Origin of the sequence: Mesorhizobium sp. CAU 1732 (assembly GCF_039888675.1) — a bacterium.
Classification (GTDB): Bacteria; Pseudomonadota; Alphaproteobacteria; order Rhizobiales; family Rhizobiaceae; genus Aerobium.
Genome location: NZ_JBDQQR010000004.1, coordinates 104,009 through 126,463 on the forward strand (window position 1 = coordinate 104,009; position 22,455 = coordinate 126,463).

Genomic DNA, 22,455 nt, shown 5'->3' on the forward strand with positions numbered 1-22,455 from the left:
AGTTCCCCCTGGTTGATTGTTCTGGCCGGAAGGCTAAAGTGCAGCCACCCCAAACTTTGCCTGTTTTATCGATGAGGACTATGCCTTTAGGCGGAACCGCAAATGGCATGGACGCCCTGGCGATCAGGGCCGATGGTCGCTTTCACCAGGCCGTCGTCGACTATTGTGAGACGATGATCGAGCCTGCACCGGCTGGTTGGCCTGTGCGCAAGCTGCTTAATCAACTGGAGCGGTATTATTCAGCCTATATGCTGATCGGGCAGTATTACGGATGGCGCAACCATGGCGCTTCAGTGCCGAACCTGTCGCGACTGCAGGCGATCGCCGGGCAAAGCCCGCGCCAGACTGCGAGCTATTGTTTAACACTGCAGACACGTAAGCTTGTGTACATTGAGACGCTGGCAACCGACAGGCGACAAAAAATCCTCAGGCCCTCGGACAGCCTCGTTAGTGAGGTCGGACGATCATGCGCTGCGTTCGTCGCGTCGTATGACGCCATTGCGGGGAGCGCTTTGGCGTGTCCGGTCGCGCAAGAAGCGGACGTGCTGGGCGAGATGATCTATCTCTCGGCAGCACGCGTGCGCAGGTCTGGCACTGTGATCGCCGTATTTCCGAGGGTCCTGGCGCTATCGGGCTATGACTGCGGATATCCGATGTTGGTGGCCCTGATCCTGGCTCACTACCGGCTTAGATCAGGCAAAGAAGTGTTTTCGCTCACACACAGTGCGTTAGCGGAACGCTTCCAGATATCGGAATCCCATGTGGGCAACGTGCTTGGCTACATGCGTCAAGTGGGGGCGTTCGTACCGGCACGCGGACGAGATGATGACATCGTAGCGGAAGCGTTTGTCGAAGAGTTTGAGCGCTGGTGTGCAGCGGAGATGGCTCACTATGCCGACCTCGCCGCAAAGTCGGTGGCCGTAGAAGCCGGCGTCTAACAATTGGGGGCGCGGATGGTTTAGAACCTGACGATCAATAAGCGCTCAAGATGGGCTCGTTCGTTTGGTCTGCCCCCTGAAAAGCGGTCCTCCCTGAAGTAGGCTATTGAGCCGTAGAGAGGATTTTGGAATGCCAGAAGAAGCACAAACCCGAGGAGATCGGCGCGAAACTACGCCAGGTCGACCCGCTTCCTGTCGAGGAACACCAGAAGCAGCCCGAGTTCGGTTCCCTCAATCCGAAATCGAAACGATTTCGATCAATCAGCGCCCGTACCACATGCGCCGGAGCAGTCCGTCCCGGCGAATGAAATGGTGATAGAGAGCCGCGCCAACATGGGCAAGCAGCAGCGCGACCAGGAGGCCGCGCCGAGACCATGCGAATACGCGGCGGGTATTGAAGGAAGTTCGGCAGCTCTGTGTCCGCGCCGCTGAAGATGATCGGTCCCGCGCCACTGAGAACGATCATGCCGATGCCGCTGGCGACCATTCCAAGGATGACGATGTAGAGGGCGATGTGGACACCGCGCGCCAGCCGCTCTTGCCATGGCGGCGATCCTTTCACCGGCTCGGGCTTTCGGTCGAAGAAGCGCCGCGCAACCTTGCCCGCGCCGCCGATCACGAAGATATTGCTCATTGACCGGTCTTCTTTTCCAGAAAGGCGGCCAGAACATTCTGGACCTGCCACTGGCGCAACGATCGCCATCCATGAAGATGGCCGGGTGGTCGTGCAGGTGCCGCGCACGGAGATGGGGCAGGGCATCCATACCGGCCTTGCCATGGTGGTGGCCGAGGAACTGGACATCCCCTTTGACGAACGCATCAGCGTGGAGTTTCCCACCGAACCGCTGCCGGCCTATTCCAGCTTGTCCAGATCCCCCCGGAAACACTGCCAGAACCATAGCATATTTCAGGTCCAAACAGGATTTTTTACAGGTCGTGGATTGTCGAATGATCAACGCTGATCCCGCGCTCGGCCATCATTTCCTTCAAGTCCCGCGGGCTCAGATTATGGGCCAGATACCAGCGCAGGCTCAGCAGGATGACGGAGTGGCCGAAATGGCGGACTTTGAACATCAAACGAGCGCTACTCAATGAGCGTCGTCATGCACGAAGCCTCAATACCGAAAAGTTTACGACTGAGCCGGCCGCGGCGCCAGCGGCGACGTCAAGGGCGGTGCCCCTGATATGGCTCGCGTTCTCCGACATGAGAAACAGAGCGGCGTTGGCGATTTTCTCCCGCTCGACCCACGGTACGCCTTGCCGGGGTAAAAGCATTGGCGTGCGATTGGGCGCCCCGATGTCAAATTGAGGGCCCAATGTCCCGCACCTCTTGCATGCCATGCGCGCCGCCGAAGCGGTCAGGATCGCGTGTTGTCTGATCCTTATGAAGCGCATCTGTATCAATATATTGGCCGGAAATCACCCGAAACACCCCGCTTGCGCACAATCATATCAAAAAAATATCGCGTGCGTTTCCAAACGGATGCGACGAAACACGGCGCGGGCCCGGAGCGCTGGACATTGCCGCCGCTTGACTCATCGGACGATCGAAAGGAACATATTCATTATGGATACGGTATATTTAGATAGAATACACAACCAAACCGGCGTCAGAACCCTCAGTACGGTTCTCAAGACGATGGCCGTGCTCGATGTCCTGGCCGACAGCCCGCGCGGCATGAAGCTGCCGGAGGTGGCCGCCGCCATGCAGTTGTCGAGGCCCACCGCCTACCAGCGCCTGCTGACGCTGATACAGGCCGGCTGGGTCGAGCAGGACAAGGACATGCGCTATCGCCTGTCGATGCACTCGTGCCGCCTTGCCGCCGCAGCCCTCGAACATGCCGACCTCGGCGCACGCGCCAATGCTGTTCTCGAAGCGCTGGTTCAGAAGGTTCAGGAGACCGCCTCGCTTGCGGTGCTGGACCGTGGCCTGCCCTGTATCGTGGCGCGCGTCGAATCCGAAAGCCTGCTGCGCGCCGAGCAGAAGATCGGCACCACCATGTCGCTGGAAGGTTCGGCCTCCGGGCGCGTGTTGACGGCGTTTGCCGATGGCATGACGCTGGCGCGGCTGCGCGACAGCGGCGAGCCTCTCGCCGCGGAAGAGACCCTCGCGGCCACCCGCGCCGATGGCTACGCGGTCTCCAGCGGCTACACCCACACCGGCGTCATCGCCATCGCCGCGCCAATCTTCGACCTCAACGAGCGCTGCGTCGCGACGCTTTCGCTGGTCATGCCGCAGACCCGTTACCAGCTAGAAACCTTCAGGGCTCCGCTCATCGAGGCCGCAGAGGCGATCACTCGCATCCAACAGGGAAAACATCCGCATCCATGACCGCGACAGCAGAATTTCCGGTTTCGGGCAGCGCAGTTCCCGCGCCACGCCCCGGCTCGATCCTGATGACGCCCGCGCGCCTCGCGGCTATCCAGCCGAGCCGCGTCAGCGGCGCGCGTGCCTTCATGAACAAGATGGTTCGCGAGCGCTGGGATATTTCCGTCCAGCGTTTCGACATTGATAAGAGCGCCGCCGGCACCTTCGTCTATTCCATCAAGTCGCCTGACTGCGAATTCTCCTTCATCGGCTTTTCCTTCCCGCCCAGCCGCACCGCGCGCACCGGCCGCATCATCGGCCGCGCGTGGGACATGATGGGCACGCTCAACGAAGGCCCCGCGACGGAAGCCGACATCGAGTCCGCCCGCGTCGAACTGCCCAAGCTCTACAGCGGCCGCGCCACGCCCAATGCGCTGATCTGGTGCCGCTCCAACCGCTCGATGCGCGTGTTCGACCAGACGCTTGCAGCCCTCGCCGACGGCAACCAGCCAGAAATCTCCGCTTTGTCGGAAGTTTGCTACCTCATGCGCAACACCGGGCTCGATGGTAACGGCACGTTCGGCACGCGTTCCTTCCCGTCCCTCGGCGCCGATCATCCGCTTGGCGGCGTGTTGCAGGCGCAGCTTTTGACCGCCTATCTGATGCGCGAATATTCGTGCGATCTGGTCGAGCACCTTGCCAGTCTCAAATCCGACAAGGCGGTGAAGATCGACCCGACCACGCGCCGTTTCCTCGGTGTCGGCAATGGCTCGGCACTTGGCCTGATCTTCTTCATCCAGAAGCATCCGCGCCTCATCAATGCGCTGCTCACCGCGCGTGAGAACGCCATCGCCAAGGCGCGCGCCCTGGCGGTCGAAAAAGGCGACGACCGAGTCGCACAGCTCCTCGAGCTTGTGCAACGCGCTATCGTTTTCCGCCAGCAGGACAAGATGGTCTACGAGGCTTTCACCTCGAGCCAGCAGATTGCAGCAGACCTCCAACAGGTCGCGCAAGCCCTCGATGCGTTGCGCCAGACGGGCCTCGTCAACGGAGAGCGCGCCAGCTATCCGCTTGACGCACTGGCCCAGCACTTCGACGACACCTTAAGTCCGGAAGCCGGCGAGATCTTCCTGTCGCTGCTGGTCGAACTGGTGCCTGACATGGTCGATGACGCGATCCGGGCCATCGACGCGCCCGACGAGTTCACCGTTCAGGCGTCCGAGAAAGCCTGCGACCTGCTCACCCTCGTGCGTCGTGACTATGGCTGGGCGCTCGAGGCCGACATGGCTCATCCCCACGCCTATCGTTATGTCTGGTACAAGTCGGAGACCGCCGAGGAACCCCGCCGCGGGGCGCGCGACGAGGTGCCGGATGCGCTCGATCTCGGGCTCGACATCTGCGGTGGCGTCCAAAAACTCGCCGCGGATCTCGAAGCCTCGCCTGCCGATCTCACGCTCGCGCGCTTCCTCATGAAGCACCCGCAGCATCGCCATCTGGTTGCCCGTATCCAGAGCTTGCGCGGCCTCACCTATCACACGCCCCACGCTAACATTAACGCAGAGGCGTTCGTGCCCATCGACCTCGTGCGCCTGATGAATGTCGGCATCCATGGCATCGACAAGACGCGCGACTTCCTCAACCGCAATCTGCGTGGCGTGCTCTATCACGGCGCGCCGACGCCGCAGGACATCCGCGCCGGCTACACCGGCACCTGGTTCTACCCGGCCGAACCAGCCACCGCATGACGGACGACAAGACCATGACGACGCTTAGAATCATGCCGCGCGAGATGCGGCTCATGTCCGAACGCATCCTGTCGCTTACGGCGTTGCCTAAGGGCTTCTTCACGGCGGTGATCGACCATGTCATGTATTCGCAGAAGCTCGCGTTCGGCGGCTTCGCGATGCTCGAAACCCGCTTCGACGTGCTTGCCAAGGCAGACCCGGCGAAGATTGCCATCGCCAGCGAAACCGCCGGAACGCTCGAACTCGACGCCGCAGGCGAACATGCCTGGTTCGTGGTGCCGACGCTGCTCGACCTTGCCGGCGAGTTCGTCGCCCGCTTCGGCGAAGCCCGCATCACCGTTGCAAACGCCCTCGATCCGGCAGAGCTGAAGATCGCGCAAGCGCTGGCCGGCCGCACCGGCCTTGCCCTCACCGTGCGCGAAGGCGACGCGCCCGTTTTCACCGCGACCGCACAGCCGCTCACCGGCATCGTGGCGCAGGATGATCCGACGCTGTGGGCGCTGCTCTGCGACGGCGTTCAGATCGACGCCGAACTCTGGTGGCGTACCTATCACCACGCCAAGAAGGCGCTGGCCGCCGACACGGTCGTGTCGCGCCGCCATGCTGGTCCGATGATCGTCAACGAGGACGGCACCGTCATCGGCCGCAAGGACAATGACGACGAGACCGACATCTCGTTCCTCGCCGCGCCCGGCGCACAGAACACTCAGGGAGAAAACGCGAAGCCATGATCATCGACGGTTTACAGTGTGGTCATTTCGACCGAGAGGCGTTCCAATCGCTCAAGAAGGCTGGCGTGGGCGGCGTGGTCGTCACCTGCGGCTTCTGGGAGGGCGCGCTTGAATCGCTGGATTCGCTCGGCAAGTGGCGCGACCTCGTGCGCGAGAACGCCGACGTCGCCGAGATCGGCACCACCGCCAAGGACATCGCCCGCATCGGTGCGGAGGGCAAGGTCGCCGTCGTCCTCGGCTTCCAGAACGCGAACCTGTTCGAAGGCCGCATCCGTCTGGTCGAGATGTTCGCCGAGCTCGGCGTCCGCGTCGTCCAACTCACCTACAACAACCAGAACGAGCTTGGCGGTTCCTGCTACGAGGACGAGGATTCGGGCCTCGCCCGCTACGGCAAGCAGGTCATCCTTGAGATGAACCGCGCCGGCATCCTCGTCGATTGCAGCCATGTCGGCGATCGCACGACGCTCGATGCCATCAAGGTTTCGGAAAAGCCGATCGCCGTTACCCACGCCAATGCGCGCTCGCTGTTCAACCACAAGCGCAACAAGTCCGACGCCGTCATCAAGGCTCTGGGCGAGACCGGCGGCGTCATCGGCTGCGCGGCCTACCGCAACATCACCGGCGACGAGTACTGCAAGACCATCGAGGCGTGGTGCACCATGGTCGCCCGCACCGTGGACATCGCCGGCATCGATACCGTCGCCATCGGCACCGACCGCAGCCACAACTTCACCGCGCCCGACTATGCGTGGATGCGTCAGGGCCGCTGGACCCGCGGCGTCGAATACGGCGCAAGCGCTGCCGGCAAGCCGCTTAAGGCGCCGCCGCCGGACTGGTTCCAGACCGTCGAGGACATGAACGTGATCCCCAGAGGGCTGCGTGCCGTCGGCTTCTCGGAAGAGGAAGTCGACAAGATCACTCACAAGAACTGGCTGCGTCTCTACGAAGCCACGTTCGGCACCTCATCTTAAAAGAGGAGAACTGGGAAATGACGAAATTCACGATCAAGTCGCCATGCTTCATGGCACCGAACCGCCGCACCTTTCTGAAGGGCGTCGGTATCGCTGCGGCTTCCACGCTGGCAGCGCCCTACGTCGCTCGCGCACAGGACAATGTGATCTACATCAACACCTGGGGTGGCCCCTGGGAAGAAGCGGCACGCGCCAACCTGTTCGACCCGTTCACCGCCGCAACCGGCGTCGAGATCCGCACCGTTTCGCCGGTGTCGTTCGCAAAGCTCGCGCAGCAGGTCAACACCGGCGTCTACGAATTCGACATCACGACGCTCGGCGGGGCAGAACTCGTCCGCGCCAACTCGGCCGGCATCATCGAGGAGCTTGAAGCACCCTACGCGGGGGGCCTTTACCAGAACGGCATCGGCTCGCACGCCTTCGCTACCGTCATGGCATGGCGCACTGACAAGTTCAGCGAACCCCCGCAGAGCTGGGCCGATTTCTGGGATGTGGAGCGCTTCCCCGGCCCGCGTTCCCTCCAACGCTATCCCGCCCGCGTCCTGCCGCTGGCGCTGCTCGCCGATGGCGTTGCGGTCGAAAACCTCTACCCACTCGACCTCGACCGCGCGTTTGCCAAGCTCGACGAGATCAAGGACCACATCCGCGTCTGGTGGACGGCCGGCGCGCAGTCGACACAGATCCTGCGTGACGGCGAAGTCGACATGATCGGCATCTGGCATGGCCGCTTCTTCGAAGCCGAAGACGCCGACGCGCCGGTCGCCATGACCTGGAACCAGGGCGAAATCGACAGCGCCTACTGGGTCGTCGCCAAGGACTCGCCGAACATCGAGCGCGCGAAGGACTTCATCGCCTTCGCAACCAGCCCCGAGCCGCTGGCAAACTTCGTCAAAGCTGCCGATTATGGCCCGCTCAACCCGGCTGCCGGCGCGTTCATTTCGGAAGAGGAAGGCAAGCGCATGCCGACCTCGGAAGAAAACAGCAAGCTGGTCTTCACGCAGGACATCGCCAATCTCGGCGGCGACATCGAAGAGATCGCACAGCGCTTCGAGGAGTGGGTCGCAAGCTGATCCCTCCAGCCTGAAAGCCTCCCAAGGCTGGCCGCCGCGCCCTTCCCTTCTTTCCAGGTTGGGCGCGGCGGCTCACATTGTGAACCTGAAACCGGGAAACGGCGATGACGACCGGCCTCTCAAATCTCACGCAGAAGACGAACCTGTGGCCGTGGCTTCTGCTCACGCCGCTGGCGCTGTTCCTCACCGTCTTCTTCGTCGTGCCTTTGCTCGACGTGGCGATCATGAGCTTCACCCACCCGCGCCCGACGCTCGCCAATTACGAGCGTGCGCTGACCGGTGCGCTCTACCAGCGCGTCTTCATCAACACGTTCCTGACGGCAGGCTTCGTCACTTTATGCTGTCTGCTTGTCGGTTACCCGCTCGCCTATCTGATGTCGATCGGCAGCCAGCGCACCGCGATGCTGATCCTGCTTCTCGTGACGATGAGCTTCTGGACCAGCTTCCTCGTGCGCACCTATGCGTGGATGGTGCTGCTGGGTAACAATGGCCCGCTGATCTGGCTGATCCATACGATGGGCTTCGAGCAGACTCCGCAGCTTCTGTTCACGCGATTTTCCTCGACGCTTGCGATGGTCCACATCCTCGCGCCCTACATGATCATGAACATCTACTCGGTCATGCGGAAGATCGACCCGACGTTGATCCGCTCGGCGGAAAGTCTCGGCGCGCGCGGCTCGTCCTTGTTCCGGCACGTCTATCTGCCGCTGACCGCGCCCGGCATCGCCAATGGCTGCGTGCTCGTCTTCGTCATCTGCCTCGGCTTCTACGTCACGCCGGTTCTGCTCGGCAGCCCGCGCGAACAGATGATCACCGGCCTCATCGGCACGCAGGTGGACGAGTTCCTCGCCTTCGGCATGGGCTCCGCGCTGGCAATGGTGCTTCTGTTCGTCACCCTCGTGATCCTCGCGATCTACCACCGCCGCTTCGGTCTCGATAAGCTCTGGGGTTAGCCATGAACACTTTCATGAAATGGCTGGGCATCGCGGTCGTAATCTTCATCGCCGCGCCGCTTGTCATCGTCGTGCCGATGTCGTTCTCCACGGCACGCTCGTTGCAGTTCCCGCCACCCGGTTACTGGTTCGGCTACTACGAAGCCTACTTCTCCGATCCGCGCTGGCTGGTCCCGACCTGGAACAGCATCATCATCGCAACGGCAACGATGGTTCTGACCATGCTGCTGGTGGTCCCTGCGACCTTCGCGCTGGTGCGTCACCGCTTTCGTGGCCGCTCCATTGCCGACATCATGATGCTGATGCCGCTTGCAGTGCCGTCCATTGTCATGGCGATCGGCTACTATTCCTATTTCGGCCAGCTCGGCATCGTGCACACTCATCTCGGCGTCATCCTCGCCCACACCAGCCTTGCGGTTCCGATCGCCTTTCTGGTTCTGTCGGCAAACCTGAAGGGCTTCGACCGCACGCTGGAGCGCGCGGCCCTCAGCCTAGGCGCCAGCCCGACGCAGACCTTCATCCACGTCACGCTGCCGATCCTGCGCCCTGGCCTGATCATCAGTGCCCTATTTGCCTTCGTGCAGTCGTTCGATGAAACGGTCGTGGCGATCTTCATCTCCGGGCGCGGTGCCGAGACGCTGCCGCGCAAGATGTTCGACAGCATCCGGCAGGAAGCCGATCCGGTCATCGCGGTCATCTCGACGCTGCTGTTCGTCGCGGTCTTCATCGGCCTGACCGCCCCGCTGGCACTCGCCGCCATCCGCAAACGCCGGGACCGTGCGTGCCCCGCCTGAAACCGCCATTCACGGGAAAACCCATGAGCTACCTCGTACTCAACGGAATAACCAAGACCTACGGCCAGTTCTTCGCGCTGGAGGAAGTGAACCTCGGTATCGGCAAGGGCGAGTTCGTCACCTTCCTCGGCCCCTCCGGATCGGGCAAGACCACGACGCTGATGATCATCGCCGGCTTCGAGAAGGCCACCGCCGGCACGGTCGACATCGAAGGCCGCTCGTTGCATGGCCTCGCGCCGCACCAGCGCAACATCGGCATCGTCTTCCAGAATTACGGCCTGTTCCCGCACAAGACGGCGGCGGAAAACGTCTGGTTCCCGCTCCAGATGCGCGGCACCAAGCGCGGACCTGGCCTGAAGAAGGGCGAGGAGATGCTGGAACTGGTCGGCCTCAAGGACTTCGGCCATCGCTATCCGAAGGAGCTTTCGGGCGGTCAGCAGCAGCGGGTGGCGCTGGCGCGCGCGCTCGTCTTCGAGCCGTCTCTTCTGCTTCTCGACGAACCGCTCGGCGCGCTCGACAAGAACCTGCGCGAGCAGATGCAGATCGAGATCAAGCGCATCCAGCGCGCGCTGGGTGTGACGACGATCTTCGTCACCCACGACCAGACCGAGGCGATGTCGATGTCCGACCGCATCGTGGTGTTCGAGAAGGGCCGCATCCAGCAGGTCGCGACCCCGCTCGACATCTACCACAAGCCCGAGACCCGCTTCGTTGCTGGCTTCATCGGCGAGAGCAATCTCATCGACGCCGCCGTCACCGACCCCGCCGCCCGCAAGGCGAGCAGCGAGCACCTCGGTGAGGTCGAATACGCACAGTCGGAGCACGCGGTCGAAAAGGGCAAGCCAGTCACACTGATGATCCGCCCCGAGCACATCCGCCTGTCACGCAATCCGATCGAAGGCCGCCACAATGCGCGCATGAAGGTCGAGACCATTGTCAACTACGGCGACAACGCCCTCGTCATCGGCCGTGTCGGCACCCAGCCCATGCGCGTCCGTGTGCTCGGCGCCGATGTCGTCATCATCAAGGAAGCCGAAGATTGCTGCATCAGCTGGAAGCCTGAATCGATGTATCAGATAGCGAAGTGACAGCGCGCGCGAACACCCCCGTCACCGATCGAGGAGAAATAACCATGAACACCGTCACCGACCTGATCGAGCGCTTCGGCATCGGCAAGCGCGGCAGTTCTGCCGTCACCCACAACGGCACTGGCTATTTTGCCGTCACGCCACAGGCTCCGTATGACGGCTCGCTGAGTGCTGCCGATCAGGCGCGTCAGCTTCTCGACAAGGCTGACCTGCGCCTCGCCGAGATCGGCAGCGGCAAGGACAGGCTGCTGTTCGTCGCGATCATCCTGCCCGATATGGCGAACTACGGCGAGATGAACGCCGTGTGGGATGAGTGGGTCGCCGGCATCGCCCCACCCGCGCGCGCGTGCTTCAGCGGCGCGCTCGCCAGCCCCTACATGAAGGTCGAGATGATCATGGTCTGCGCGACGAACTGACAGGATAAGCCGCCCTGATAGACTGATCTCGGCAAGCGTCCGGCACGGGCCGGGAAGCATCGGCGCTCCAGCGGCAGCCTACGTGCACCACCACCGCTCCTCGTCTTGAAGCTCAAGCAGCAGGTCTTGAGCACACGCTCGGCTGCGTTCGCAGGCTGTCCAGCCGGAACTCCAGCGTGATCACGCTCTCCAAAGCGGTAGCGTGTGGAGACACGATGACGTCGATAACCGGCAGGTAGCACAAGCCGCATCGCACGCTGACCAGTCTCTCGCGTACTGAGCCTCCTTAGACAAAGGAGAAATCGAGTTCATTCCTGCTTCCACGGCACCCGCTCTCGATGCTGGAACCCGAAGGTGGAGGCAATCACTGCCTGCGATCGTGAGAACAGCTAGTCGGTGACGCCGATCACTGCTTTCACTTCTAGAAATTCCTCCAGGCCGTAGATTCCGAACTCGCTGCCATTGCCGGACTGCTTGTAACCACCAAAGGGCAGGTCGGGTGTCGCCGCCGTGCTGTTGCTGGCGTCAACATTGCTGACGCCGGATGCAAAACTGTGGACCCTGGACAAGCGTCTCTCCGTTCTGGCGGGAGAGTTCGATGTCGATTTCCGGTGGGCAGCGAGTTCGAAGCTGCTTGCTTCATGAATGACGACCACGACGGCCGGAGATCGGCGATGGCCAGAGGCGGCCATTTACGGGGGCGCAGGTAAGCGTGATTGCGCACGCCGGCCATCAACCTCCTGCCGGCAAGCGACGTCGGATCCGACTTTTCGCCGCGCGTTCGATCCAGGCCGCGTGGGCTGTGGGACGAGGTGATGGTCTCGGATCTCAAGTACTTCGACGGGTCCACGTGCGTTAGCGATGTCGGCATAATCTTTCCGTCGACCGAGTGCGGATCATGTCGCAACTAAGCCGGTGGACTTCGCAAAGGTCATGACGGGTTGGCAGCGCTGGTGAAGAATGAACCGCGCAAGGATCCATTCACCGGACGGACTTCGTCGTTGAAGCTGATTTACTGAGAGGGCAGGGGCATGGTGATGGCCTACAAGTGGCTTGAAGAACACACCTTCGCGGGGCCCGGCATTAAAGGACGGCTTGATAATACTGGGCCATGCTGAGTCCGAAGCGCTGTCTGCAGACCTCGACTGGCCGCGCGTCCGTGCTGTTAAAACGAGAGCCCCGGAGGTTATCGAGTTGCGGCGCCGATCACTGCATGACGACGGGGCCTTGTTTGGTGGGATGAACGTCACACCAGCCAGTTCTCCACGTCTAATGTGTCGATGCGGTTGAATTCTCCAACATTGGCGGTCACCAGAGTTGTGCTAAGCACGCACGCATGCGCGGCGATCAATAGATCGTTGTGGCCGATAGGTTTCCCCATTCTTTCGAGCTCGGCACGGATAGCACCATACTTTATGTCGGCCGCAGCTTCGAGCGGAAGCACCGGAATGACTGCAAGCACTTCTTCTACGCGCTCCTGAAGCTTGGCAGAGCCTTTCTTGGCACAACCATATCGCAGTTCGGACGCTACGATGATGCTGGTGCAGACGTTTTCATCGCCAACTATTTGCAGTCGTTGCATCGCTTGGCCTGCAGGATTGCGCACCATATCGCTGATAATGTTCGTGTCGAGCAGATAACGCTTCAAAAGATCTCCTCCGGCTCGGCCGGCTTGTCCTCGATCTCCAGAAAGTTCTCATCGAGCGGGCTCCACTTGGCAAGCAATTCCAGCAGCCCGGTACTCTGGGGGACCGGTTCGATAATGAGCTTGTCGCCCTCTCGACTGATCAACGCTCGCTCGCCTGGAAGTTCGAACTCGACCGGGATGCGGACGGCTTGGCTTCGGTTGTTACGAAAGAGGCGAACTTCCTTGGTAGTTGGTTGCTGTGGCTGGGCCATGGTTGGTTACTCTCATCAAGTGTATATGCTTGTATATGCCAAAATGGTCAGTGACGCAGCGTGGCAGCTGATTGACGTTTCACGGTCGGCGTCGGCGTAGAGATGGCCCGACGAGAAGTAGTTGTTTATGAGGGCGCTCTTCTGTTCCCATGCCCGAAGCTGACACGACGGACTATGGCGCCCTGGTCGCTGCCTACCGTCATGCCGGTGACAACTTCAAGCTTGGCGTCTCTCGGACGACCTGCGCGACCTGACGCTTGATGACGAGGGCGTCTTCCTGAACGTGGTCGGCAAGTTCTGATGGTCGCAACCCTCGGCTAGGGCGGAGGGTTTCTTCTTCATAAATGCGCGTGTGCCCGAACATGGCCTGGCTGGTGAAAGATGGCGGCGGCGAAATCCGGCAATGGCGGGATTTCTTGGCGGCGGCGGAAGTGGCCCGGCTGACATTGGGAGTCACCCCAGCGCCTGAGAGGAAGCGCGCATCGCTCTGGGCGAAACCCGCGCCGTGATCACGATTGCCGCGATTTACCAGAGGGTCGATCAGATCAAAAGCGCCGGTGGTTATCTGCGCAATCTGACCGACAAGGCTAAAACCGGGAAGTTCTCGGTGTGGCCGATGGTCATGGCGCTGCTGCGTGTGAAACTCGATGCCTCGAAGGCTGCCGGAGGTGGAGCAGGGGAGGGCGCTATGGATCTTGAAGCGGCTGGGAAGGTCGTGCGCACCGGGCGGCGGCTTGAGATCAGCGATACCCTGCGGCGCAGTCTCGATAAGCGCCAGACCCGTGCTCCTGAATGATCTGATCGCATCTGCTCATGACTGCATGCCCGAGCCGCTTCGTTCTACAGTCGATCGGAGCCGAATACACGAAGCCATCAATAGCCATCTTGATGGCTTGGAACGTAAAGTCTATATTTGAAGGGAGAAGGAGATGTCCCATGGCCGAACCACAACTCTCTGTCCGAAGCTCCAAGGCGCGTGATCTCGCTCACCGGCTGGCCCGGCGCGAGAACCGTTCGATCGCCGATATTGTCGAGCGAGCGCTCGAATCCTATGAGGTTCGCGAAGCGGGTCGCGAGCCGGCATCCACGTTCTATACCCGACTGGTGGCCCACTCCGGCACAGACCTAGATCTCGACGCGGTTATTCGCGAGCATCGTCGTCCTCATGAGGGCGTCGATCTTTGATCTTTCTCGATACCAACGTGATTTCCGAGACGCTGAAAAGAGCTCCCCACGAAGCGGTGCTGGCTTGGCTGGTGCGGCATGATGCCGAGATTGCCCTGCCGACGGTGGCAATCGCTGAAATTGCCTTTGGCATCCAGAAGATACGACCCGATCAGCGTGCCGAACGCCTCGAACAGGGGCTTTCGGATTGGCGTCGCCGTTTTGCCGGCCGGATCTTTGGGTTAACCGAAGAAGCGGCGTTAGGTTATGGGGAGATCATGGGGACTGCCATTCGCCGAGGCCGCGCAATGTCTGCCCCTGACGGCATGATAGCAGCGATCGCTCGCGTCAACGGTGGGCGCCTGGCTACCCGTAACCTTTCAGACTTCACGACAGTAGGCCTTGATCTGATATCTCCGTGGGATTTCTGACGCGCCGAGGGCGCCCAGGAGGGCAAGTGTCAGGGCAGGGGAGGGCTTTTCCTAGACCTCGATGCGACCACGATGCCGCTGATATTTCGGGTCAGCTCGGCGGAATGCGGTTTCGAAGAGGGTTTCCAGGCGTGCTGGCGTCGGCGAGGAAGCCCACGCGAGCGATGATGTCCGTCAGATTACCGTCTTGGTTGCCATTGGCCGTGTCGCCGATTTGGACGTGGTTTCCGGAGGATTTTGCGTAGTTTGAAAGCCTGCCGAAAGCGCGCCCGATAATGCAATTATCGGACGTTGTGGCTGCTCGACAGGCGCGGCGGTTTTTGCGCGGAACGATTGCCAAAAGCGCCGTAATGATTCATCGCCAGAAATCTTCCTCCCGCCACCAGGAGCCGCTCGGCGACGACTGGTCTGCCCCCTGAAAAGTGGTCCTCCCTGAAGTGGGCTGTTGAGCCGTTGGAGAGGACGTTGGAATGCCCCAGAAGAAGCACAGGCCCGAAGAGATCGTCGCGAAGCTGCGCCAGGTCGACGTGCTGTTGTCGCAAGGCCGATCAGTTGGCGAAGCGGTTCGCTCGATCAGCGTGACGCAGTTCACGTATTACCGGTGGCGAAAGGAATTTGGTGGCCTGAAGGGCGACCAGGTGAAGCGCCTCAAGGAGCTCGAGAAAGAGAACGACCGATTGCGCAAGGCGGTGTCGGACCTGACGCTCGAGAAGCTGATCCTGAAAGAGGCCGCCTCGGGAAACTACTAAGCCCCGCCCGCCGCCGCCGTTGCATCGACCATGTCATGGCGAAGTTCTCCGTCTCGGAGCGCTTTGCCTGCAAGGTGCTCGGCCAGCATCGCTCGACCCAGCGCAAGAAGCGCACAGGCAGGCCGGATGAAGAAGCGTTGACCGTTGATATCATCCGTCTTGCCTCACGCTATGGCCGCTATGGCTATCGTCGGATCGCGGCGATGCTGCGGTCCGAGGGCTAGACGGTGAACGCCAAGCGCGTCGAGCGTATCTGGCGGCGGGAGGGGCTGAAGGTTCCCCAGAAGCAACCGAAGAAGGGCCGCCTCTGGCTGAATGACGGATCGTGCGTCCGGCTTCGACCTGAGCACCATGTCTGGTCCTATGACTTCGTCGAGGGCCGAACGCACAATGGCAGGAAGTTCCGCATGCTCAACATCATCGACGAGTTCACCCGGGAATGCCTGGCAATCCGCATCGATCGCAAGCTCAACTCGACCGACGTCATCGACGCCCTGTCGGACCTGTTCATCCTGCGTGGTGTGCCCGGCCATGTTCGATCGGATATTGGTCCCGAGTTCGTTGCAAAAGCAGTGCGCGAATGGATCGTAGCTGTCGGCGCAAAGACTGCGTTCATCGAACCGGGAAGCCCTTGGGAGAACGGCTACTGCGAGAGCTTTAACTCGAAGCTGCGCGACGAACTGCTCAATGGTGAGATCTTCTACAGCCTGGCCGAGGCGAAGGTCATCATCGAGGCATGGCGGCGATACTATAACACCGAGCGGCCACACTCGTCGCTCGGATACAAACCACCGGCACCGGAGGCCATTCTCTGGCCTGCACCACACGGGGGATCAACTCCATCATCGGCCGTCCAGATGGCTGTTAAACCCGTCATGCATTAAGACTGAAACCGGACCACCTTATGGGGTCAGACCAAGCATCGCTATGACCTTATGGCATTCGCTTTCGTCGAGAATTTCCGCCCGGACGAGTTCACGTGCATGGGCGCGCGAGCCGGCAACGTCGAATTTGACGAGACGAAGGTGGCTTGCATCCGAGCGCGAATAGCGGGTGAGCGTGGGGTCGGGTGCGGATCTGAAGCGCCCTCCCCAAAGAGCTGTGGCCTGATCCATGACTTCACTCCCTGTTGTTCGCGTTATAGTGGCTTTTGCTGCGACAACAGGAAAATGAAAACATTTCCGAGCCATATTCGGCTTTGGAATTGGCCCGAGTGAAGCAGGGTCGCGCGCAGCACACGCGACGCATCTGCATTATGTGCCTCTGCAAAAATCGAGTTCGAAAGCGATGCCGAATTCGACTCCGACGACTGATCTCAGGACCGGAAACACCGTCAAATAGGCTGCGCAAACCGATTCCAGACGCGCAATAGTCCCGCAGACCGTGCGGCAACTCGTCTGGTGGCGAGCGATAGGTTTGAACATGGGGAATTCCGCGCGCGACGCCATGCATGCGCATATCAAGGGATCGTACGACCGGCTGTTCGAAGGTCCGATCTAGCCTATCCCGGCCTCAGCCTCTATCTGGAGCGAATCCTTGCTATACTCGGCGTCCGCGATGCAGTTCGCATCGTCACAGAATTGTGAGCTTTAGCCGGCGTGTTGGTCGCGGCCGAACTTTGATTCGAGCAGATAGACATATCCCACGACATGGTATGGCGCACGGGCGCCTCTAGGACGGGCCAGCACGCTGCAGCCCGCCAGCGGGCGAGTGCATCTGGCGACCGCCCACGCGCCAAAATATTTCGTCCTTTTTTATTCACCCCTCCTGAACCTCATCGATAATCGTGATGAAACGCAGGAGGTTCGAATGTCTTTGGAAGTCGCCGTCATCATCGCCTTCGCCGTCACGGTGGGAACAGCAGCAATGGGCGCTTGGCTAGCAGCCGGTGGAAACAGCGTGTCACGTCGCGTCGCTGTCGATCGGCTCACGCAGATCGCGTTGCTCGCTGCGACAACGCTCTTTGCCTTATTGGCAGCAACGGGTTGAGGAATGCGTTAGGCTCTCTCCCCAACCGGGGAGGTGCCGACGCCGCCCCATCGAGAGGCAGGATGCCATTCTGCCTCTCGATGTTCCGGACACAGCAACCGCATCACGCGATTACCCTCGGTATGGTGTCCCAATTTTTTGTTGGCCGTTCGTTGGTGATCTGGGCCGGCGCGGTAGATTAAAGTATGACCACTGATCGCCGTGGCCATTTTGTCAGATCGGAGTGATTAACGGCGCCAAATATCTGCGGGCCGCCGCCAACCGCACCTCCGGTGCGAGATGCCCCGTAGGTCCGGCTCACCGTGTCGCTGTTCCTGTGCCCGAGTTGCTCCGCCACCACGATCAAGCGGTCGGTCAATTGATCTTCCAAGTGGATAGCCTTTTTTTGTCTCGTCCTGATCATGAACTGCTCGGCGAACCAGGCGACGTTCGGGGCATTCGGACGCAGTAGTAAGTGTCCGCTTCATGAACCAGCAGGAAAGATGCTGACGGTTCACTGGCTAACACGCCCTGGAAAGCTGATCTCTTCGCCTCCAAAGCTTGCTCGTCAAAAACTTGCAACGTGTTGCCGCGGCCGAAAGCCACGCTTGTCGATGTGGGCGGAGCAATACCTTGCTCGATGATTTGAAAATCCTTGGTGGCTAACACCGACACACCTCAACAGAACGTTATCGACGCCGGCTAATGAACTCGATCTTGCTCAAACGCCTTCAAGAGCCGAGCCCTTGTCGCCTCGGAGAGCAGCACGCTCGACTTTGCCATCAAGTCGGCGATCAGCATGAGGCAGCGCTCGTAATCGTCGTCCATCAGTGCACGATTGACCTCGATGCGAAGACGCACCGCATCCTCACGGGCTCGCCGTTCCTCGACGTCGTCGTCTAACATTGAAGGCTCATGCCGCCAGATGTCCACGCCGTTTCGAACTCGCGTGCACTCTTCTCAATTGGTCGCAGGTTTCGATGTAAGCCATCTCGAGAAAGTAAGCCCTGATCGAGTCACGTCGCGCCTGAGCCATCTGAAGAAGCTCATTTAAAATTTCTGCCGAATAGGTCAGCTCTTCCGCGGCCGTGAGAACGACCTTCTTCGGCTGTTGTTTTTGAATCTGCGTTGACATTGGAAGCCCCACCCAATCTCTGTTGCCTAGTCCGATGATTGCAAAGAAGAGTTAAAAATGGTTAACGCATCGTTACATCGAATATGATGCAACGAGTTGTATTCATCGCTTCTTGTCCTTTTTCTCAATCGCTGGCACATTGCGCCCGGTGAGAATCGGCGAGATCGGTGGAGAAGCAGCAGGATGGACGAGCAGACGAAGTCCATTCCTCTCAGGATCATCATGAAATCTCTCGACGATGTTTCCGACGGTCTGGATGGACGCGGACACGAGCCCGCGATGATTCGAGAAGCCGTTAAACGCGCATCTGCTACACTTGTGGAGTGCTACGGTGCGGGCGCTGTGGAGCGCGCACGGCAGCTTTTGAAGTCCGCAGAAGACCCGTTGTTTGCGAAAATGGTTTTAGCCGAACTAGAGCGCAACCAGCGAGCCACCTAGTTATTGCGGATGACGGTGTCCAGTTCGGCAACGACGTCGTCGAGCACATATCCTTGCGCAGGGTCAGTGGCCCAGCTTCGTGCCTTTTTCACCAGGAGGCGCATCTGATTAAGCTTTTCACTTCGGCCGTCGCTGATCTCGTTCAGATCTACAATCCAGCCAGGAAAATAGAGCGGCTTGCCACCTGGCGCTTTGAAGCAGTGGCCGGAGGCAACGATCTCGCGCCATTCATTCCCGCTGGTTCGCACCCTGTAGTGCTCATGAAACCTGCCGCCAGTTGATGCCGCCACGTTGATCGCATCCTTGGCGCGCGCATAGTCGCCGGGATGTATCGCAGATAGGTATGCGTTGATCGATATGCCGTCCGCCACGACTTGTGGCTCAAGCCCAAAATACCGGGCCAATGTAGCATCGCCGTAAACGGTATCCTGCTCGACAGCCCACATCCACAGGCCAATTGGTGTTCGACCATTTCCGAGTCTGTATGCCATTTCAAATTCCCCGCCACTGAGGGGAGCATAAAATCATATGAATATTAGTAAAGGCGCAATCGGCGGTTTTTTGGTAAAATCCAGAATAGAATAGTTATTTATTATGGCGCCATATCAATTATATCTCTATATTTTTCAAAAGATAAGCGGCAGAAAATATATTATGTGAATTTATTTGGCTGAACCAGAAGTTATACTTAGGCGCAATGGTTCATCTCTTCTAGACTCGGCGAGCGTAGAATCATTGCCCGATCTAACGACGGCACCCGTGAAATCAGCGTGAAACCACTTAGGATGTCGCGAGGAGCGCCGCAAGAATCGCGGCAATGGTCATCGCCGCGCCTGCAACCGCCCAAGCGGCAGCGGACTGGACGATGATCGTGGGCTCCACGGGTGCAGGGCTGTAGTCTAATTTTGCGTCATGCGGGAATGGGGCAGTGTCCGCTTCGAGCCGTGCCAAAGTGATGTGATCGACCGTGCCGCTGTTTGCATCGAACGAGGCTATATGCGCTTGAGCAAGCCTCTCCAGGCCGAGCGCGACGTCTTCAGTCTTCCATCCATTCATTCTCAGCTGCAACACGAGCGCGTCATAGGTCGGCGTCAGCGCCTCATCGATCGCAGCGTCTCTGTCCGGATGATCCAGCGTCGTCGTCGTCGTCCTTATGCTCGCCTCAGAACCAAGCAGTTGGCCAACCGCGAAAAGGCACGAAGCGTCCCTTCGTCATATCGCGGAGCAAATCCAACATCGTCCCTTTACTCTGACCTACCACTAGCGAACAAAAACGCAACTTATAAGGTCGTCTTCATCAAGCACCTGTTCTGCGACGATGTATGGCGGCCATCATACCAGCACTTCGCGGCAGCATCCTCTTGCGAACGATTTCATGCTCCAGCGGCGAGTTGGCCTAACTTCTCGGGGAACGTGATCTCTCCCGCAGTTACCTTCATACGCTGCTCGCTTGGATTCGAGATGTGAATGTTCTCGGGCCGGATCATCGCCTCGATGGCAGATGTGCCGTCCAGTAAGGATCGTGGCTCGAACTGCAGACGCGTGTGACTCGGAAGCCCCACGACAGGCTGGCCGCCATTTGGCCCAGCCGCATGTGGGATTGCTTGTTCGGCATGAGCTCGCGGGCGTGCCAGCGCGGCAGAACCGGCACGCCCGTTCTCATTTCGGACGTTGCGACTGGGGAGGGACGATCAGAACACACTGTGCGTTTCCACGAACGACCCGGTCGCGTCGGTTCTAAGAGTTCAGTTCGTAAAGGGCGGTACAGGACAGTTGTAGAGACCGTCGCGGCGAATGACCCCCAAACAGATCTCTGTCGGCATCAATGATCTATTTGAGGATCATTTTCTTGCTATATGTCGTAGGTCGTGATATGCATCCGGATCAATTCGCTCGAAATGATCCGTAAGGGTATGTTATGGAGGCGCAGGCAGAAACTCCGCGGATGATTGGCGGCCATTTTCGGCGGGCGCGGTTGGCGGCGCGGCTGACTCAGGAAGAGGTCGCCGATCTGGCAGGCATATCGCGTCCACGCTACCGCGACATCGAAACAGGAGTGGCAGCGGCGCGCGCCACAACATTGGTGAATGTCGCAAGGGCGCTTGGGCTGGAGATGATGTTGATCCCACAGGCCATGGTACCTGCCATCGAGGCACTGTTGCGACCTGAGGCCGAGGACGATCGGCCGGCGTTCCTTCCGCAACCGGAGAGCGACGATGACAGCCGCTCGCACCGCTGAGACCATTCCATCGCTGGGCGTGTTCCTAAACAGCCTGAAGGTCGGCACGATCGTCAGGACACCGGGCGACTTCAACGCCTTCAGCTTCGAGCCAGATTATCGCGTGACAGGAGGTTGTCCGATTCTGAGTCTGTCCTTCCGTGCGGCGACGGGTGGATTGCGCAAGGATCCGCGTCCTGTCGCGGGGGCGTTGCCAGCGTTCTTTGCCAATCTGCTGCCGGAGGATAAGCTGCGCGAGGCGATGGAAAAGCACCACGCCGGTCATGTCCGTCCGGGGAATGATTTCGATCTGCTCGCTGCTCTTGGAGCAGATCTACCAGGCGCGGTGCGGGTACTGCCCAGTAACGGCGATCCGATTACCACGACGGCTGCGCCCCAAGGCAAGCCAAAAGCGCGCTTCTCGCTGGCAGGCGTTCAGATGAAGCTGTCAGTGATGAAGAACACCGGTAAGGGTGGCGGGTTGACCCTGCCGCTCGGCGATGACGAAGGCCAATATATTGCCAAGTTCCCTTCCACGGCCTTTCCGGGCGTGTCGGAGAACGAGTTCGCGAACCTCGCTCTTGCCGAGGCCATCGGCATGGACGTGCCCGAGCGGGAATTGGTAAGCCCGGACCAGTTCGAGGGCATCCCCCAGGAATTCGAGCCCCTGGCCGAAGGTCTGGTTCTGCTGGTTCGTCGCTTCGACCGCGAAACAGGCGGGCAGCGGATCCATATTGAGGATTTTGCACAGGTGTTCAGCATCTATCCCGCACGCAAATATGAGGGTGCGGCCTATCACGACATTGCTTCAGTGCTGAACGTGGCGATCTCACCAATTGCGGCTCTTGAATTCGTCCGGCGGCTGACCCTGTCTGTGGTCATGGGCAACGGCGACATGCACCTCAAAAACTGGTCGCTGATCTACCCAGGGGAGGGGAAGACGCCCGCCCTTGCGCCGATCTATGACGTGCTATCGACCGTCCCCTACATTCCTGCCGATGGTCTGGCGCTGTCGTTGGGTGGCGAACGGTCGTTCAAGGCGCTGACAGCCGCACGATGGAGGGCATTCGCCAGCCGGGCGCGGCTTCCCGAGCCGGCAGTTCTGAAAGCCGTCGCCGAGACGGTGAAGCGCATTGATGCCCATTGGTGGACTCTGCCCGAACGGGAGGTCGTGCCGCTCACCGTGCTGGAGCGGATCGACGCTCATGTGAAGGCCATGATGCCGATCCTGATAGCTTGACGGATTTAAGGCCTCGGTGGACATGGCGGCTTTCTTGCCGCGGCTAATGTTTTTGGGTGGTCGAGAAAGCTGACAATTCGTCATCTCACTACGACGGAGCAGCGGTCGTACCAACCCCCCTGAAAATGCTGAACTTCCGGACTGTAGGGGCTATGCGTGAGTCCGAATTCCCGAAGGGTACCGCGCAGAGATAGTTCCA

27 protein-coding genes and 2 pseudogenes are annotated in these 22,455 nt (G+C 60.1%); 19 read left to right on the forward strand and 10 right to left on the reverse strand.

Going from position 1 to position 22,455, the window contains the following annotated elements; genetic code table 11:
• Positions 1-107: 107 nt before the first annotated feature.
• A complete protein-coding gene (locus AAFN55_RS24235; protein ID WP_347801571.1) occupies positions 108-938 on the forward strand; it encodes a hypothetical protein in 831 nt (276 codons plus the stop codon).
• A 103-nt stretch (positions 939-1,041) separates the two neighbouring features.
• Here the strand turns inward: AAFN55_RS24235 and AAFN55_RS24240 are convergent, their stop codons facing one another.
• The gene (locus AAFN55_RS24240; RefSeq protein ID WP_347801572.1) at positions 1,042-1,572 is read right to left on the reverse strand and encodes a hypothetical protein; all 531 of its coding nucleotides are present in this window, start codon (positions 1,570-1,572) and stop codon (positions 1,042-1,044) included.
• Here AAFN55_RS24240 and AAFN55_RS24245 point away from each other — a divergent pair.
• Positions 1,565-1,900 (forward strand): molybdopterin cofactor-binding domain-containing protein, encoded by a 336-nt coding sequence (locus tag AAFN55_RS24245; RefSeq protein WP_347801573.1) that lies wholly within the window; start codon positions 1,565-1,567, stop codon positions 1,898-1,900. The two genes, AAFN55_RS24240 and AAFN55_RS24245, sit on opposite strands and share 8 nt — an antisense overlap.
• Here AAFN55_RS24245 and AAFN55_RS24250 read toward each other — a convergent pair.
• Positions 1,875-2,012 (reverse strand): annotated as a pseudogene (locus tag AAFN55_RS24250) (IS6 family transposase); the annotation flags it as partial. The gene AAFN55_RS24245 and the pseudogene AAFN55_RS24250 sit on opposite strands and share 26 nt — an antisense overlap.
• 457 nt (positions 2,013-2,469) lie before the next feature.
• Between AAFN55_RS24250 and AAFN55_RS24255 the strand changes: the two are divergent.
• The 9 genes from AAFN55_RS24255 to AAFN55_RS24295 all read left to right on the forward strand — a co-directional run bounded on the left by AAFN55_RS24255 (position 2,470) and on the right by AAFN55_RS24295 (position 11,014).
• Positions 2,470-3,270: an IclR family transcriptional regulator gene (locus tag AAFN55_RS24255; protein ID WP_347801574.1), complete on the forward strand. Its 801-nt coding sequence runs from the start codon at positions 2,470-2,472 to the stop codon at positions 3,268-3,270.
• Entirely contained in the window at positions 3,267-4,991 is a 1,725-nt protein-coding gene (locus tag AAFN55_RS24260; protein WP_347801575.1) for a hypothetical protein, read from the forward strand. The genes AAFN55_RS24255 and AAFN55_RS24260 overlap by 4 nt, the downstream gene beginning before the upstream one ends.
• A gap of 14 nt (positions 4,992-5,005) precedes the next feature.
• Positions 5,006-5,722 (forward strand): hypothetical protein, encoded by a 717-nt coding sequence (locus tag AAFN55_RS24265; RefSeq protein WP_347801576.1) that lies wholly within the window; start codon positions 5,006-5,008, stop codon positions 5,720-5,722.
• Positions 5,719-6,693 (forward strand): membrane dipeptidase, encoded by a 975-nt coding sequence (locus AAFN55_RS24270; protein ID WP_347801577.1) that lies wholly within the window; start codon positions 5,719-5,721, stop codon positions 6,691-6,693. Before AAFN55_RS24265 ends, AAFN55_RS24270 begins: the two co-directional genes overlap by 4 nt.
• A 17-nt stretch (positions 6,694-6,710) precedes the next feature.
• The gene (locus AAFN55_RS24275; RefSeq protein WP_347801578.1) at positions 6,711-7,763 is read left to right on the forward strand and encodes a polyamine ABC transporter substrate-binding protein; all 1,053 of its coding nucleotides are present in this window, start codon (positions 6,711-6,713) and stop codon (positions 7,761-7,763) included.
• 104 nt (positions 7,764-7,867) lie between these two features.
• A complete protein-coding gene (locus AAFN55_RS24280; protein ID WP_347801579.1) occupies positions 7,868-8,716 on the forward strand; it encodes an ABC transporter permease in 849 nt (282 codons plus the stop codon).
• A gap of 2 nt (positions 8,717-8,718) precedes the next feature.
• On the forward strand, positions 8,719-9,510 hold the full coding sequence (locus AAFN55_RS24285; protein WP_347801580.1) for an ABC transporter permease: 792 nt from the start codon (positions 8,719-8,721) through the stop codon (positions 9,508-9,510).
• 23 nt (positions 9,511-9,533) lie between these two features.
• Positions 9,534-10,598 carry an ABC transporter ATP-binding protein gene (locus tag AAFN55_RS24290; protein ID WP_347801581.1) on the forward strand — a complete coding sequence of 355 codons (1,065 nt, stop codon included), beginning with the start codon at positions 9,534-9,536 and terminating at the stop codon, positions 10,596-10,598.
• A 44-nt stretch (positions 10,599-10,642) separates the two neighbouring features.
• Positions 10,643-11,014 carry a RidA family protein gene (locus AAFN55_RS24295; protein WP_347801582.1) on the forward strand — a complete coding sequence of 124 codons (372 nt, stop codon included), beginning with the start codon at positions 10,643-10,645 and terminating at the stop codon, positions 11,012-11,014.
• A 389-nt stretch (positions 11,015-11,403) separates the two neighbouring features.
• On the opposite strand, the gene AAFN55_RS24300 is transcribed toward AAFN55_RS24295, so the two are convergent.
• The 3 genes from AAFN55_RS24300 to AAFN55_RS24310 form a co-directional block, all read right to left on the reverse strand.
• The gene (locus tag AAFN55_RS24300) at positions 11,404-11,706 is read right to left on the reverse strand and encodes an aldehyde dehydrogenase family protein (RefSeq protein ID WP_347801583.1); all 303 of its coding nucleotides are present in this window, start codon (positions 11,704-11,706) and stop codon (positions 11,404-11,406) included.
• Positions 11,707-12,260: 554 nt separating this feature from the next.
• On the reverse strand, positions 12,261-12,662 hold the full coding sequence (locus AAFN55_RS24305) for a type II toxin-antitoxin system VapC family toxin (protein WP_347801584.1): 402 nt from the start codon (positions 12,660-12,662) through the stop codon (positions 12,261-12,263).
• Positions 12,659-12,913 carry an antitoxin gene (locus AAFN55_RS24310; protein ID WP_347801585.1) on the reverse strand — a complete coding sequence of 85 codons (255 nt, stop codon included), beginning with the start codon at positions 12,911-12,913 and terminating at the stop codon, positions 12,659-12,661. Before AAFN55_RS24310 ends, AAFN55_RS24305 begins: the two co-directional genes overlap by 4 nt.
• 505 nt (positions 12,914-13,418) lie before the next feature.
• On the opposite strand from AAFN55_RS24310, the gene repC reads away from it, so the two are divergent.
• The 4 genes and pseudogenes from repC to AAFN55_RS24330 all read left to right on the forward strand — a co-directional run bounded on the left by repC (position 13,419) and on the right by AAFN55_RS24330 (position 16,141).
• A complete protein-coding gene (repC, locus tag AAFN55_RS24315) occupies positions 13,419-13,709 on the forward strand; it encodes a replication initiation protein RepC (protein WP_347801586.1) in 291 nt (96 codons plus the stop codon).
• 140 nt (positions 13,710-13,849) lie between these two features.
• Entirely contained in the window at positions 13,850-14,098 is a 249-nt protein-coding gene (locus AAFN55_RS24320) for a plasmid stabilization protein (protein WP_347801587.1), read from the forward strand.
• Entirely contained in the window at positions 14,095-14,508 is a 414-nt protein-coding gene (locus AAFN55_RS24325) for a type II toxin-antitoxin system VapC family toxin (RefSeq protein ID WP_347801588.1), read from the forward strand. The genes AAFN55_RS24320 and AAFN55_RS24325 overlap by 4 nt, the downstream gene beginning before the upstream one ends.
• Before the next feature lie 470 nt (positions 14,509-14,978).
• Positions 14,979-16,141, forward strand: a pseudogene (locus AAFN55_RS24330) (IS3 family transposase).
• A gap of 18 nt (positions 16,142-16,159) precedes the next feature.
• Here the strand turns inward: AAFN55_RS24330 and AAFN55_RS24335 are convergent.
• Positions 16,160-16,372, reverse strand: coding sequence for a hypothetical protein (locus tag AAFN55_RS24335; protein ID WP_347801589.1), 213 nt, complete (start codon positions 16,370-16,372; stop codon positions 16,160-16,162).
• Between the two features lie 694 nt (positions 16,373-17,066).
• On the opposite strand from AAFN55_RS24335, the gene AAFN55_RS24340 reads away from it, so the two are divergent.
• A complete protein-coding gene (locus tag AAFN55_RS24340; protein ID WP_347801590.1) occupies positions 17,067-17,246 on the forward strand; it encodes a hypothetical protein in 180 nt (59 codons plus the stop codon).
• Positions 17,247-17,927: 681 nt separating this feature from the next.
• Here AAFN55_RS24340 and AAFN55_RS24345 read toward each other — a convergent pair.
• Together AAFN55_RS24345 and AAFN55_RS24350 are read right to left on the reverse strand one after the other, a co-directional pair.
• On the reverse strand, positions 17,928-18,131 hold the full coding sequence (locus tag AAFN55_RS24345; RefSeq protein ID WP_347801591.1) for a hypothetical protein: 204 nt from the start codon (positions 18,129-18,131) through the stop codon (positions 17,928-17,930).
• Positions 18,132-18,138: 7 nt separating this feature from the next.
• On the reverse strand, positions 18,139-18,360 hold the full coding sequence (locus AAFN55_RS24350) for a hypothetical protein (protein ID WP_347801592.1): 222 nt from the start codon (positions 18,358-18,360) through the stop codon (positions 18,139-18,141).
• Between the two features lie 183 nt (positions 18,361-18,543).
• Between AAFN55_RS24350 and AAFN55_RS24355 the strand changes: the two genes are divergently transcribed.
• Positions 18,544-18,798 (forward strand): hypothetical protein, encoded by a 255-nt coding sequence (locus AAFN55_RS24355; RefSeq protein WP_347801593.1) that lies wholly within the window; start codon positions 18,544-18,546, stop codon positions 18,796-18,798.
• On the opposite strand, the gene AAFN55_RS24360 is transcribed toward AAFN55_RS24355, so the two are convergent.
• Both AAFN55_RS24360 and AAFN55_RS24365 read right to left on the reverse strand, forming a co-directional pair.
• Positions 18,795-19,289, reverse strand: a complete 495-nt coding sequence (locus AAFN55_RS24360) for a PAS domain-containing protein (protein ID WP_347801594.1) — start codon at positions 19,287-19,289, stop codon at positions 18,795-18,797. The two genes, AAFN55_RS24355 and AAFN55_RS24360, sit on opposite strands and share 4 nt — an antisense overlap.
• A 289-nt stretch (positions 19,290-19,578) precedes the next feature.
• Positions 19,579-19,854, reverse strand: a complete 276-nt coding sequence (locus AAFN55_RS24365) for a hypothetical protein (RefSeq protein WP_347801595.1) — start codon at positions 19,852-19,854, stop codon at positions 19,579-19,581.
• Between the two features lie 862 nt (positions 19,855-20,716).
• Between AAFN55_RS24365 and AAFN55_RS24370 the strand changes: the two genes are divergently transcribed.
• Together AAFN55_RS24370 and AAFN55_RS24375 are read left to right on the forward strand one after the other, a co-directional pair.
• The gene (locus AAFN55_RS24370) at positions 20,717-21,037 is read left to right on the forward strand and encodes a helix-turn-helix transcriptional regulator (RefSeq protein ID WP_347801596.1); all 321 of its coding nucleotides are present in this window, start codon (positions 20,717-20,719) and stop codon (positions 21,035-21,037) included.
• The gene (locus tag AAFN55_RS24375; RefSeq protein ID WP_347801597.1) at positions 21,015-22,256 is read left to right on the forward strand and encodes a HipA domain-containing protein; all 1,242 of its coding nucleotides are present in this window, start codon (positions 21,015-21,017) and stop codon (positions 22,254-22,256) included. Before AAFN55_RS24370 ends, AAFN55_RS24375 begins: the two co-directional genes overlap by 23 nt.
• Positions 22,257-22,455: the final 199 nt, after the last annotated feature.